This window comes from Acidobacteriota bacterium (assembly GCA_020853395.1).
In the GTDB taxonomy this organism is placed as follows: Bacteria; Acidobacteriota; Vicinamibacteria; order Vicinamibacterales; family SCN-69-37; genus JADYYY01.
On the sequence record JADYYY010000010.1, the window covers coordinates 225,091 to 238,205 of the forward strand.

General features: G+C 69.9%; 10 protein-coding genes. 5 read left to right on the top strand and 5 right to left on the bottom strand.

The window, feature by feature from the left end:
• Position 1 precedes the first annotated feature (1 nt).
• The gene (locus tag IT184_09630; protein ID MCC7009064.1) at positions 2–1,042 is read right to left on the bottom strand and encodes an NAD(P)-dependent oxidoreductase; all 1,041 of its coding nucleotides are present in this window, start codon (positions 1,040–1,042) and stop codon (positions 2–4) included.
• 541 nt (positions 1,043–1,583) lie between these two features.
• On the opposite strand from IT184_09630, the gene IT184_09635 reads away from it, so the two are divergent.
• On the top strand, positions 1,584–2,168 hold the full coding sequence (locus IT184_09635; protein MCC7009065.1) for a UpxY family transcription antiterminator: 585 nt from the start codon (positions 1,584–1,586) through the stop codon (positions 2,166–2,168).
• A 262-nt stretch (positions 2,169–2,430) separates the two neighbouring features.
• Here the strand turns inward: IT184_09635 and IT184_09640 are convergent, their stop codons facing one another.
• Positions 2,431–2,841, bottom strand: a complete 411-nt coding sequence (locus IT184_09640) for an SET domain-containing protein-lysine N-methyltransferase (GenBank protein MCC7009066.1) — start codon at positions 2,839–2,841, stop codon at positions 2,431–2,433.
• Positions 2,842–2,929: 88 nt separating this feature from the next.
• Between IT184_09640 and IT184_09645 the strand changes: the two genes are divergently transcribed.
• A complete protein-coding gene (locus IT184_09645) occupies positions 2,930–3,610 on the top strand; it encodes an alpha/beta fold hydrolase (protein MCC7009067.1) in 681 nt (226 codons plus the stop codon).
• A 49-nt stretch (positions 3,611–3,659) separates the two neighbouring features.
• Here IT184_09645 and IT184_09650 read toward each other — a convergent pair whose 3' ends face one another.
• Genes IT184_09650 through IT184_09660 form a run of 3 tightly spaced genes read right to left on the bottom strand, consistent with a single transcriptional unit; the run spans position 3,660 to position 8,979 of the window.
• Positions 3,660–6,875 carry an error-prone DNA polymerase gene (locus IT184_09650; GenBank protein ID MCC7009068.1) on the bottom strand — a complete coding sequence of 1,072 codons (3,216 nt, stop codon included), beginning with the start codon at positions 6,873–6,875 and terminating at the stop codon, positions 3,660–3,662.
• A gap of 19 nt (positions 6,876–6,894) precedes the next feature.
• Positions 6,895–8,238: a hypothetical protein gene (locus IT184_09655; GenBank protein ID MCC7009069.1), complete on the bottom strand. Its 1,344-nt coding sequence runs from the start codon at positions 8,236–8,238 to the stop codon at positions 6,895–6,897.
• 6 nt (positions 8,239–8,244) lie between these two features.
• Positions 8,245–8,979 carry a hypothetical protein gene (locus tag IT184_09660; GenBank protein ID MCC7009070.1) on the bottom strand — a complete coding sequence of 245 codons (735 nt, stop codon included), beginning with the start codon at positions 8,977–8,979 and terminating at the stop codon, positions 8,245–8,247.
• Positions 8,980–9,113: 134 nt separating this feature from the next.
• Between IT184_09660 and IT184_09665 the strand changes: the two genes are divergently transcribed.
• Genes IT184_09665 through IT184_09675 form a run of 3 tightly spaced genes read left to right on the top strand, consistent with a single transcriptional unit; the run spans position 9,114 to position 12,867 of the window.
• Positions 9,114–10,397 (top strand): MFS transporter, encoded by a 1,284-nt coding sequence (locus tag IT184_09665; GenBank protein MCC7009071.1) that lies wholly within the window; start codon positions 9,114–9,116, stop codon positions 10,395–10,397.
• Positions 10,397–11,101 carry a response regulator transcription factor gene (locus tag IT184_09670; GenBank protein ID MCC7009072.1) on the top strand — a complete coding sequence of 235 codons (705 nt, stop codon included), beginning with the start codon at positions 10,397–10,399 and terminating at the stop codon, positions 11,099–11,101. Before IT184_09665 ends, IT184_09670 begins: the two co-directional genes overlap by 1 nt.
• Complete coding sequence (locus tag IT184_09675; GenBank protein MCC7009073.1) at positions 11,098–12,867, top strand: PAS domain-containing protein; 1,770 nt, start codon at positions 11,098–11,100, stop codon at positions 12,865–12,867. The genes IT184_09670 and IT184_09675 overlap by 4 nt, the downstream gene beginning before the upstream one ends.
• The last annotated feature ends 248 nt before the right edge of the window (positions 12,868–13,115 follow it).

Sequence of the window (13,115 nt, forward strand, 5' to 3'; positions counted from 1 at the left end):
ATCACGATGAGCGACTCCCCTGTTGCGCCCGCTGCGGCGGGAACGTGAACGGCGGCGCCGGGCCGCTGGTCTGCATCCAGCTCCGCAGCGCGCGGCGCAGTCCATCCTCCAGCTCGACGCGCGGCATCCAGCCGGTCAGCCGCCGGACCCGTGCGTTGTCCACGACGAGATCCGGACTGGCGGGCGCCGGCGCGGCGGACTCGGTCACCGTCACCCGCCCGAGCCCCGCCTCGGCCGCGACGCCGGCCAATGTCCTCGCCATCGTGCCGACCGAGGTGCCGACGCCGCTCGACACGTTGAGGATGCGCGAGGCGGTGCCGTCGCCGTCGGTGCAGGCGAGCGCAATCAACGCGGCGGCGGCATCGTCTTCGTACAGAAAGTCCTGCATCGCGCCCAGGTGGCGCAGCACGATCGCGTGGGCCGTCGTCGCCTGCGACAGCGCACGACCGACGAGCGTCGTGGCGTCGAACGATGTGCCGTACACCCAGGAGAGACGGGCGATGTCGCAGCGTACGCCGAGCCGAGACGCGGCCGCCTGCAGCGCCACTTCGGCCGCGAGCTTGCTCGCGGCGTAGACCGTCAGCGGCGCCGCCGGATGATCCTCGGTCACCGGCAGGAACTGCGGGTGGCCGTACACGAGCGCGGTCGAGACGTAGATCAGACGGGAGACCCCGCAGCGATGACACGCGTCCAGCACCTGGACGGCCCCCTGGGTATTGACTTCATAGGCGCGGACGATCTGCCGGCTGAGACATTCGGCCGGGCTGAGGCCTGCCAGGTGGAAGACGACCGAGCAGCCTCGAAAGGCCGCATCCACGGCGGACGGGTCGAGGATGTTGCCGACGAAGTGCCGGACCGACGGCCCGCACAGCGCCGGCTCGAGCACGTCGGGCGACTGGCGCCCGAGCGTCGTGACCCGCTCGACACCCGCATCGAGGAGCGCGGCGACGAGCGGTCGACCGAGCGCGCCTCGTCCTCCCGTGATGGCGACGCGCTTGCCTTCGAGGCGTGCGCGCGGCGATCCGGCCAACCCGGTGGGCATGGCCAACGACGACGGCGCCCCGGCGGATGCGGTCGACTGCTGGTGATGTGAGATGTCTTGCGGCACGATGCGAGGAAGCAACTCGAGTGCGTGTGGGTGCGTAGCTTCGCCCCGTAAGCACGGGTCGCCAAGTTCGCGGCGATCGTGCCCAAGCGTGACGTCGACTCCGTCTGTCTGCGGCTGCCAGGAGCACAGCCGCCTGAGGGGACCAGACGGGATGGTCGTTTCAGCAAGGATCAAGCCAGTGATGCCTCTCGGCGAATCGCGAAACGCCTGGTGAAACGCCATCTCGCAATCGAGATCGGAGGCGCTGCTCACCGCTGACGCGTTCGGTCAGGTCGTTCTAAGTCAGCTCTCGGGATTCCTTTTGTTTGCTTCTCCCGGCAGGGTTCGCTGAGCTCGCGAACCAGCGGTGCCATTCGGCTTTCCGAAATCGCCGGCGACGGCCGCCAATACACGGTCCACCGGCTGATACTAGCCCGCTGCCCGCGCTGGGCTGGTCCAGGCGACTTGGATGATCTCTTGCAGCTCCGCAAGGCGCATGAGTCGAGCTTCTCTGCACGAGACAGAAGTCGCCACGGGCAGCGACTCCTTCCGCCAGCCGGATATTGTCGATCGCGAGTCCAGTGGGCTCGGATCTCTGGTCTGGCACGCCGTGCTGACGCGCTACCGCCACGAGCGGAAAGTGTGCGACCAGTTGACGGGCAAACAGATCGAGGTGTTCTTCCCGACGACGTTCCGGTGGAGCGTGCACGGCCGGCACCGCAAGCGCGTCGAGTGGCCGCTCTTTCCTGGCTACTGCTTCGTCCGGATTCCCAGCCATCTGCTGATCCCGGTGCTCTCGTGCGCGGGCGTTGCGCACATTGTGTCGTTCGCCGGAAAACCCGCACCAATTCCCGATTACGAGATTGAGGCCATCCAACGGCTGATCACGACGTCGCTGGCATACGACGCGCTGCCATTCGTCAAGGAAGGCGCTCCGGTCCGCGTCATCCGCGGACCGCTCGCGGGCACGAGAGGACGGCTCGTCCGCAAGGGGCTCAACTACCGGCTCCTGCTGGCCATCGAGCTGCTCGGCCGGGTTCTCAGCGTCGAAGTGGATGCATCGGACGTCGAGCCGGCGTGACGTCGTACGTCCCCGAACGTAGCTTCGCCCCTTGGACGTGGGGAGTATTGCCCGCGTAACGCCTGTTTGGATTGTCGCTGCCGGGTGTGAACGTCACGTGCCCGAGTGGCAGCATGCTCCTGGAGAGCAAGTCTCGCGCCTCGCTGGAATCGAGACCAACAGACCAGTTCGGGCCGGCGTCGTTCTCTGACGCATGCTCGACGTTCTCAAAGTACGTCGTCCTCTACCCACAGCCTTCGGCTGTGGGTCTGGCCTGGCCGCGTCAGAGCCGCGTTCGACATCCGGGCCGGCATCGGCACGGGATGATCGCGTCGCCGTCCGTCCGGTAGTCGTACGAGAGCTCTTCACCCGCGGCGATGTTCCGCGACGCGCGGATCCAGATGACGTCGCCCACGACCTGCGAGTAGCAGTTCGGCCGGCACGAGTGGTTGATGAACCGCGCGAGATTCCCGCCGACCGACGCATCGCGCACCCAGCGCGCATCGACCGTGAAGCACCAGACCTCGCCGCGCGCGAGCTGCCGGCGCTCGCGGCGAAGGCTCTCGCGATGCGAGATCTTCTCGCCGGCGTAATCGATGATCCGGGTGTTCTTCGAAATGGCGACGTTCGTGTAGACGCCCCAACCGGCGATTCTCGATCGCCGCCGCACGAGCGCGCCAGGCGGTACAGGCATGAGGGATTCTAGCGGATGCCGTGGTCGTGTATAACTCCACCGGCACGGAGCGCACCGGGATCGGCCCGCTGACGCCTAGCGTGCGCTGGTGCTCGCGGTGCGTCCCGTCCGTCACGTGATCTATCTGCACGGCTTCGCGTCGTCTCCCGCGTCATCGAAGGCGCGCCGATTCGCGCAGGAGCTCGCAGCGCTCGGCGTCGAGTGCACGTGTCCGGACTTGAACCAGCCATCCTTCGAGACGCTGACCGTCACCCGCATGCTCGACGTCACGGCGCGCGCAATCACGTCGGTTGGCGACGGGCCGATCGCGCTCGTCGGGTCGAGCCTGGGTGGCTTCCTCGCCGTGCACGCGGCGGATCGCGACCGAACCGGCAGCGTCGATCGGCTGGTCCTGCTGGCGCCGGCGTTCGACTTCGGCGGAAACCGGCTGAGACAGCTTGGCGATCGGGGCATCGACGCATGGCGGCGGACTGGCCGCCTCGAGGTCTTCCACTACGGCGACAACGCCATCCGATCGGTGGGCTTCGCCCTGTGCGAGGATGCGGCCCAGTACGACGCCTTCGCCTTGCCGGCCGGGCCGGCCGCGCTCGTGTTCCAGGGACGCCAGGACGATACCGTGCCGGCCGAGAGCGTGGTCCGCTGGGCGTCGACTCGACCGAACGTCGACCTGCGCCTCGTGAACGACGGCCATCAGTTGGCGACGTCGATGGACGAGATCTGGCTGGCGTCGAAGGCGTTCCTGGGACTGGACGCGACGCAACTGCCCTGAGGGAAGTTGCCGTGGCCCCTGACGCGCGCCGGCGGCGACGCGGCGGCACTCAGTGGAAATCGTGCGACTGCACGGCCGGCCCGCCGTGCTCGAGAGGGTCGACACGGGCAGCCTTGATCGACACGGCGCCGTCCTGATTCTGCAGCACGCCGTCGACGAGCAGGTACGGGCTGTCCACGATGACGCGTTTGAAGGCGGCGAACACGTCGGGCGTGACGATCGCGTTGGCGATACCGGTTTCGTCCTCGAGCGAGAGGAACACGAACCCCTTCGCCGTGCCGGGCCGTTGACGCGTGATCACGGCGCCGGCCACGCGTACGCGTCGCCCTCCGCGCTGCCGATGGAGATCGATCGCGCGCGCCACACCTCGTGCGGTGAGCCAGGGCCGCACGAGCGCCATCGGATGCGGCCCGATCGTCAGCCCCGTCCGCGCGTAGTCGGCCTGCACCCGCTCGCGCATCGACATCCGCGGCAGCGGCGACGTCCGCGCCGCGGCCTGCTCGTCGTGATCGGCGAGCAGCGGGCCGGCCGGCCGGCCCGCCCGCTCGGCCTGCCAGAGCGCGCTGCGCCGATCGCCGCCGAGCGCCGCGAGCGCGCCACACTCGGCCAGCGCGCGCACCTCGTCCTGCCGCAGCCTGGCCCACGCGACCAGGTCGTCGATGGAGAGGAACCTGTCGTGTCCCCTGCGCCCAGCGGCCAGCTCGATTCGCTTCCCCGTGCTCTCCCGCACTCCCTTCACGTACCGCAGTCCCAACCGGATCGTGCCGTCCTCCGCGATCGTGCAATGCCACGCGGAGCGTTGGACGTCGATCGGCGCGAAGCGCACCCCGCGCCGCTGCGCGTCCTTGACGAGCGTCGCCGGGTGATAGAACCCCATCGGCTGGCTGTTGAGCAGCGCCTTGTAGAACGCCGACGGAAAGTGCGCCTTGAGATACGCGCTGGCGTAGACGATCAGCGCGAAACTGGCGGCGTGCGACTCGGGGAATCCGTACAGCGCGAACGACGTGATCGATCGCACGATGTCGTCGGCGGCCGCCCCGGTGATGCCCTGCCGGGCCATGCCTTCGCGCAACCGCCCCTCGATCTGCTGCATGCGCTTGACCGATCGCTTGAACCCCATCGCGCGCCTCAGCTCCTCGGCCTCTCCGCCCGAGAAGCCGGCGATCACCATCGCCATGCGCAACAACTGCTCCTGGAACAGCGGCACGCCGAGCGTGCGCGCGAGCACCGGCTCGAGCAGCGGATGCGGGTACGTCACCGGCTCGTCGCCGCGGCGGCGCGCCAGATACGGATGCACCATGTGTCCGACGATCGGCCCCGGCCGGATGATCGCCACCTCGACGACGAGATCGTAGAAGCAGGCGGGCTTCAGCCGAGGGAGCGTGGCCATCTGCGCGCGCGACTCGACCTGGAACACGCCGACGGTATCGGCCGCCTGCAGCATCCGGTAGACGGCCGGATCGTCAGGCGGCAGATGGGCGAGGTCGACGTTCCGCGCACAGGCTGAATCCACGGGGCCAGCGTGCCAGGAGGCCGAGCCTGCAGACGCCGTCCCCTGGCCTTCTCGACTTCTGGCCTCCTCGTCCCCCGGCTGTCGCGCGTTGATCGTCTCGAGCATCTCTTCGAGCGCCGCCATCATGCCGAGACCGAGCAGATCGACCTTGACGATGCCGAGATCGGCGCAGTCGTCCTTGTCCCACTGCACCACGACGCGGCCGGGCATCGACGCGTTCTCGAGCGGGACGACCTCGTCGAGCCGCCCCTGGCAGATCACCATGCCGCCGGAGTGCTGGCCGAGGTGACGCGGCAGATCCTGCAGGCTGGGCCACAGTCGCACGAACTGACGGTATCGTTCATCGCCCGGATCGAGGCCGGCGTCGCGAAGATGGCGCCCCAGCGTCTCCTCGGGATCGACGAACTCGAACTGCCCCATCAGCGTCGCGATGCGATCCAGCTCGTCGGGCGGAAGCTCCAGCACCTTGCCGAGCTCGCGCGTGGCGCTGCGGCCGCGGTACGTGATCACGTTGGCCGTCATGGCGGCACCGAGGGCGCCGTATCGCTGGTAGACGTACTGGATGACGCGCTCGCGCCGATCGCCGCTCGGCAGATCGAGATCGATGTCCGGCCACTCGCCGCGCTCGGCCGACAGGAAGCGCTCGAAGAGCAGGCCCATGCCCACCGGGTCGACGGCCGTAATCCCGAGCGCGTAGCAGACGGCGCTGTTGGCGGCCGACCCGCGTCCCTGCACCAGAATCCCGTGCTGCCGGCAGAAATGGACGATGTCCCAGACGATGAGGAAGTAGCCGGCGAGACCGAGCTGCTCGATGAGATCCAGTTCGCGCGCGATCTGCGCGCGCGCCGCCTCGTGATACGGCCGGTACCGATCGCGGGCGCCGGCCGTGGTGAGGTGACGCAGGTACGACGCTTCCGTCTCGCCGGCCGGCACCGGGTACTCGGGAAAGCGATAGCCAAGGTTCGCGAGCGTGAACTCGAGCTGCTCGGCGAGCGCCTCGGTGCCGGCGAGCGCCTGCGGCAGATCGCCGAAGAGCTTCGCCATCGCGGCGGGCGCCTTCAGATGCCGCTCGGCGTTCGGCGCCAGCCGCCGCCCCGCCCGCGCGAGCGTCGTCTTGTGCCGGATGCAGGTGAGGACGTCGTAGAGCGGCCGATCCGCTGGCCTGGCGAATCGAACGCCGTTCGAGGCCATGACCGGCACGCGATATGCCGCGCCGAGATCGAGGAGGGCCTGGATCTCCGAGGCCTCGCCGCGGCCGCGATGACGCTGCAGCTCGATCCACACGCGATCGCGGCCGAAGCATCCGACCAACTGATCGATCGGGCCGCCGAGACCATGACGATCGGCGCGCAGCACGTCGCGCCCGACGAGCGCCACGAGGCCCGCCGCCTGGCCGTCGAAATCGGCGAGCGTGAACCGCGCCTCGCCTTTTGGCGCGCGCAGCTTCACCCGCGTGATCACGCGGCACAGATGGCGATAGCCCTCCGCTGACGCGACGAGCACCGGCAGCGTCCAGGTGGACGCCAGGGGTGCGCCGGGCCGCCCCATCGTCAGCTCCGCGCCGACGATCGCCCGAAGCCCTGCCGCCTTCGCCGCGCGATAGAACTGCGGCGCGCCGTAGACGCCGTCGCGATCGACGAGCGCGATCGCGCCGTAGCCCAGCTCGGCCGCGCGCTCGATGAGCGTGCCCGGCAGCGAAGCCCCGTCGAGAAAGGAAAAAGACGACGCGCAGTGCAATTCGACGTACGACACGAAAAGTGGCCGATCCGTCCTAGTCCAGGACACCCTCAATCACCCAGTGCTTCGTGCGGCGGTCGCGCGCCAGCCGGTAGATCGTGCCGTCGGCGAGCGCGACGTCCCACTCGTCGCGATCCCAGCCGGCGTCGTCCTTCCACCACTCGCCGGATGTGCGCCATGGACCGGCACGACGCACGACGTCGCCGCCCTGCAGCGTCCTGACCGACGTGTGCACGCGCACCGGCACGCCACGGTCCTCCACGACCTTCGCGGCGATCGGCAGACGGAAGCGGCGGAGCACGGGCGTCAGCTCGTGCCTCGGCCCCGGCGTCGTCCGACGATCCCTGTCGTCCCGTGTCGCATCGATCCGAAACGGCGCCATGGCCACCCGCCGCGCATCGAAGCTGTCGAGCACGATCGGTGCGCCCACGCGCGACTCGCCGACGAGCGCGATGAGCCGGGCGAGCAGCGTCGTGAGATCCTCCGCCGACGGCAGCGACGGCGTGAACAGCGTGCCCAGCACGATGCGGCCCGGCATCACCTCGACGTGCAGGTCGACGGCATCGATGCCGGCGCTCGGCGGATGCGATTCGAGATCCAGCAGGACGAGCGTGCGCAGCACCCGCGCGTCGGCGATGGGCGCCGGCAGGCAGAGCACCCGTTCGTGCGTCTCCCGCGTGACGAGGCGCAGCCGCGTCCGCAGCACGATGGCGCCCCGATCCGCGCGGACGAGAGATGCCGCCACCTCGTCGGCGAGCCGCGCGACGACGAACGCCAGCGGTTCGAGCTCGTCGATCGGCCACTCGAGCGTCGTGCCGGCGACGAACGGCGGCACCTCGTCGATCGGCACGAACTGGAACGCGTCCTCGCCGGACGCCACCTGGTGCAGCGTCACGCCCACGGCCCCCATGCGCGCGTGCACGTCGCGCCGCGGCAACGCGGCGACTCCGCCCAACGTCATGAGCCCCCACTGCTCGAACAGGGCCAGCCGCTCGTCGTACAACGTCCGGATCGCCGGGTCGCGCGCGACGGCAGGATCCAGGTCGACGAGGGGTGCCAGCGTGGAGAGCGGCAGCGGCGCGAGCGTGCGGAGCACGGCGTCTGGCGCGACCACCGTCGCGCCCGCATGCGCTTCTGCCACGAGCCACGCTGCCGTTACGGTCGGTGCCACGCCGATGCTGACAGTGAGAGCGTGTGACGATGCGAGCGCGCGGACCTCGTGCGCGATGACGGCGGGTGGCCCGATCGTCCGCGCGCAGCCCGAGACGTCGGCGATCACGGCGGCCGCATGGCGCGCCACGCGCGGCGAGCAGGCTCTCGCCAGCGCCAACGCCGAGTCCGGCGCCCCGGAGACGAGGCAGAGAAACAGCGGCGCCACGTCCGATCACTCGTCGCGGCTGCCCGCCGGCCAGCCTCTCGTCCACGGCTGGCGCTCGTGCCCGTCGACATGAGGCCGCGGTGTCATCCCGTTGAACTGCGCGCTTTGCGCGCTCTCCCCTCCCCAATGCGGCGTCGCCGCGACCCGCACGGTCGCGCCGTGCGCGCTGCGCCCCACCGGCGCTTCGGCGACGATCAGCCCGGCAGTCGGCCGGCCGGCATTGGCGTGCGCGAGCCGAAGCCAGGTCGCGTGCGGCAACGCGCGCACGTAGCGAAGAGGGATGTCGGCCAGATCCAGCGCCGCGACCGCGAAGCCACCGGCCCGGATCACCAGATCGAAGGCACGGACGGCCTCGAGGACCGCCGCCTCGACGAGCGACGGTCGCGAGGCGTCCACGCCGATTGCCGGCCCCCGAACCCAGAGCACGCGCGACACGTCGACGCCCGCTTGCGCGGCCGAGGGAGCGTCGAACCGATCCACGGCGTCGATGAGCGCCACGATCGCGCCGCGCCTCGTCGCCGCCCTGAGCGTGGCGACGAGCGCCGTGGTCCGACCGCTCGAGCGGGCACCGATGAGCTCGGAGATTTGCCCCTGCCGCCACCCTCCGCCCAGCCAGTCGTCGAGCGCCGGCACGCCACTCGACACGACCGCCGGCGGAAGCGCCGCGAGCGACGGCATCGTCGCAGCCAGCCGTTTGATCTGAAGGAGCGATTCGAGATGCTGCAAGGCGGCGGATTTCATGGAAGGTTCGCCTAATTTTCGCTCAGCAGTATACCGCCCCCTTTCCCCTTTTCCCTTTCCCCTCTTTTGCCTTTACCTTTGCCCTTTCCCTTTGCCCTCTGCCCTTTGCCCTCTGCCCTTTGTAGACTTTCCCCGTGTCATCGCCGGCCGCCGATGCTGCCTCCGCCTCCGACGACCCCCGCCCCTGGCTGGAACGGGTGGCAGGGGCGCTGACCCATCGCAACTACCGGCTGCTCTGGTTCGCGGCGCTCGGCTCGACCATCGGCACCTGGATGCAGAAGTTCGCCCAGAGCCTGCTGATTTACGACCTGACCCAGTCGAAGTTCTACCTCGGGCTCGACGACTTCCTCAGCCAGTTGCCGATCCTGCTCTTCATGCTGATCGGGGGCGTCGTCGCCGATCGGCACGACCGCCGGAAGCTCTTGACCGGCTCGCAGTACGTGCAGGCCTGCTCCGCCTTCGCGCTGGCCATCCTCGTCTGGACGGGCTACGTGCACGTCGCGCTGATCTTCCTGCTCTCGTTCATTGCCGGATGCGGCCAGGCGTTCGGCGGGCCGGCCTATCAGTCCCTGATTCCGGCGCTCGTGCCTCGCCGCGATCTGCCGAACGCCATCGCGCTGAACTCCACGCAGTTCAACCTGTCGCGCGTGCTCGGCCCCAGCACCGGCGCCGTGATTCTCGCGACGATCGGCACGGCCTGGTGCTTCGCCGTCAACGGCCTGTCGTTCTTCTTCGTCGTCCTGGCGCTCGCCGCGCTGCACCTGCCCGCGCACACGCCGCCCGAGACGCGCCGCGCAATCTCGGCCGAGCTGAAGAGCGGCCTGCAGTACGTGCGCGAGACGCCGCTCGTCCGGACGCTCACCGTGCTCGTCGCGATCAGCACGTTTCTCGCGATGCCGATTCTCACGATGCTGCCGGCGTTCGCCGCGGAGGTGCTGACGACGGCCGGCACGCCGGAATCACGGCTGTCGATGCTGATGGCCGCCCAGGGGCTCGGCGCGATCGTCGGCGCGATCATCGTCGGCACCATCGGCACGACGCCGCACATGGGCCGGCTGCTGCTCGGCGTCCAGATCGGCCTGGGCCTGCTGATCTGCTCGTTCGCGCTCTCCTCGTCGCTTCCGCTCAGCCTCGGGCTGCTGTTCCTCGGGGGAATCTTCTTCATGGCGCTGTTCTCGATCAGCTTCTCGATCGTGCAGCTCGCAGTGCCCGACACGCTGCGTGGGCGGGTGGTGAGCATCTACATGGTCGCGCTGCGAGGCGGCGGTCCGATCGGGGGGCTGGCAGCCGGCGCGCTCGCGGATCGGCTGTCCACTTCGACCGTGATGGCGACGAACGGCATCCTCCTGGCGGTGCTCGCGACGGGCCTGCTGCTCTACCGGCGCGGGGCCGTGCTCGAAGCGATGGGGCGATCCTGATGCCCCGCGTCCTCGTCGTCGAAGACGACCCCGACATCGCGACCGTGATCCGTCACCATCTCGAGCGCGCCGGACACTCGGTCCAGCACGTCGCGTCGGGGCGGGACGCGTTGAGCGCGGCGCACGACGCCCGGCCGGATCTGGTGGTGCTGGATCTGATGCTGCCGGGCATGGACGGCACGCTCGTCTGCCAGGCGCTCCGCCAGGATGCCGCCACGGCTGGGCTGCCGATCATCATGCTGACGGCGCGCGGGGAAGAGGCCGATCGCGTCCGCGGGCTCGAGCTGGGCGCCGACGACTACGTCGTCAAGCCGTTCAGCCCGAAGGAGCTCGTCGCTCGCGTGGCGGCGCTGCTGCGCCGAGCGGATCGTGCGGACCGGCCGGCGGCACCGGCGGCCCGGCGATGGCTCGCTCACGGCCCGCTCGCGATCGATCTCGACGGCCATCAGGTGCTCGCCGACGGCCAGCCGGTCCGGCTGACGGCCAAGGAGTTCCTGCTGCTGCGGTACCTACTCGAGCATCGCGGCCGGGTGCTGTCGCGCGATCTGCTGCTGTCGGACGTGTGGGGCTATCAGTACACCGGCGGCACGCGGACCGTGGACGTGCACGTGCGGCGCCTGCGCGAGAAGATCCCGTGGCTGGCCGGCGCGCTCGTGACCGTGAAGCAGTTCGGCTACAAGCTCGAGGAGCCGGCGGCGCCGTGACGTTCCGCACGCGCACGTTCCTCAGCGCCCTGATCTCGACGGCGCTGGCGCTCGGCCTGTCGATGCTGCTCGTCGAACGCGCCGTGCCGCAGTTCATGAAGGAGGACGTGGATCGCGGGCTGCTCAACCAGGCGCAGCTCGCGGCATCGCTGCTCGGCCGGGCTGCCCTCGACGATCCCGACCGGGAGGCGGATGCCATCGGCGCGCTGCTCGGCGAGCGCGTGACGTTCATCGCGGCCGATGGCGCGGTCGTCGGCGACTCGGAGGTGGCGCGCGATGCGCTCGCGACGCTCGAGAATCACGCGTCGCGCGAGGAGATCGTCGCCGCGGGGCGGGCGGGCGAGGGCCTGGCGTCGCGCACGAGCCACACGACGGGCGTCGAGACGCGCTATGCGGCGGTGGCGGTACACGGCGGGCCGGTCGCGTTCGTGCGGATCGCCCTGCCGCTCACCGCGATCGACGCGCGCGTGGCCGCCGTCCGGCGGCTGGGGGTGCTCGGATTCGGCGCCGGGCTCGCAGCGGCGGTGGTGCTCACCGGGCTCGCGTCGGTGCTCCTGCACCGGCGGCTGCGGGCCGTCGCGGAGGCCGCCGCGCGCTACAAGGCGGGCGACTTCAGCCGCCCCGCCCGCGATCACGCCCGCGACGAGATCGGCATCGTCGCCAACGCGCTCGATACCACCGCGCGCGAGCTGGGCGCGCGGCTGACGGAGATCGAACGCGAGCGCGCGCACATGGCCGCGCTACTGGCCGGCATGGTCGAAGGGGTGATCCTCTTCAACGGCGCCGGACGGCTGGTGCTGACCAACCCGGCCGTGCGTTCGATGTTGCGGCTGCCGGATGCCGCCGAGGGCCGGCCGTACCTCGAGGTCGTCCGCCAGCCGGAGATCGCGCGAGCGGTCGCCGCAGTGCTCGACGGCGGCGACGCGGCGCCCGTCGAGGTGCAGCTCGACGGCGTGGACGCGCGACGGGTGTTCGTGGCGCACGTCGTGCCCGTGGCCCGCGAGCGGGGCGGCGGCGCCGTGCTCGTGCTGCACGACATCACGAGGCTGCGCCAGGCCGACCAGGTGCGGCGCGACTTCGTCGCCAACGTGTCGCACGAGCTTCGCACGCCGCTCACGGCGATCCGCGGCGCCGCCGAAGCGCTGATCGACGACGGCCGGATCGCGCCGGAGTCGCAGGCGTTCGTCGAGATGATCACCCGCCAGACGCAGCGGATGGAGCGGCTCGTGCGGGATCTGCTCCGGCTCGCGCGTCTCGACGCCGGCCAGGAAACCATCACCCGCGAGGCGTGCCGTCTCGACGGGCTCATCGCCGGCGTCGCGCGCGATCTGCACGCATCGGTGTCGAGCCGGGAGCAGCAGGTCCGCATCGATGTCGCGGCGGATGCCACGGTCGTGACGGCCGACGCCGCCAAGCTGGGCGACGTGCTCCGCAATCTGATCGAGAACGCCTCGAATTACGGCCCACCGGGCAGCGTCATCGACGTCCGCGCCACGCGGGATGCCGGCGCGACGGTCATCAGCGTCGCGGATCGCGGCCCGGGCATTCCGGAGGCCGATCTCTCGAGGGTGTTCGAGCGGTTCTATCGGGTCGATCGATCGCGCACACGAGACCCCGGCGGCACGGGCCTCGGCCTGTCGATCGTGCGCCATCTCGTCGGGTTGCACGGTGGTACAGTGACCGCGGCGAACCGCGACGGCGGCGGCGCCGTGTTCACGGTGACACTGGAGAGCACGGGTACGACAGGTACGACGGGTCCAAGGTAGGAGCTTCGCGGGTCATCGTTCAGATACGACGGGGACGACAGGTACGACCGGTACGACGGGTCCAAGGAACGAGCTTCGCTGGCCATCGTTCAGGTACGACGGGGACGACAGGTACGACCGGTACGACAGGTCCAAAGAACGAGCTTCGCGGGTCATCGTTCGGGTACGACGGGTGCGACAGGTACGACAGTCCGACGCCGGGGCTATCGCCAATCATCGTCCTTGAGATTCGCTGAGCATGGAGAATA

Bases quoted from the DNA above. Each gene is read 5' to 3' on its own strand.
- IT184_09630 (MCC7009064.1), bottom strand. From the start codon at position 1,042: ATGCCCACCGGGTTGGCCGGATCGCCGCGCGCACGCCTCGAAGGCAAG.
- IT184_09635 (MCC7009065.1), top strand. From the start codon at position 1,584: ATGAGTCGAGCTTCTCTGCACGAGACAGAAGTCGCCACGGGCAGCGAC.
- IT184_09640 (MCC7009066.1), bottom strand. From the start codon at position 2,841: ATGCCTGTACCGCCTGGCGCGCTCGTGCGGCGGCGATCGAGAATCGCC.
- IT184_09660 (MCC7009070.1), bottom strand. From the start codon at position 8,979: ATGAAATCCGCCGCCTTGCAGCATCTCGAATCGCTCCTTCAGATCAAA.
- IT184_09670 (MCC7009072.1), top strand. From the start codon at position 10,397: ATGCCCCGCGTCCTCGTCGTCGAAGACGACCCCGACATCGCGACCGTG.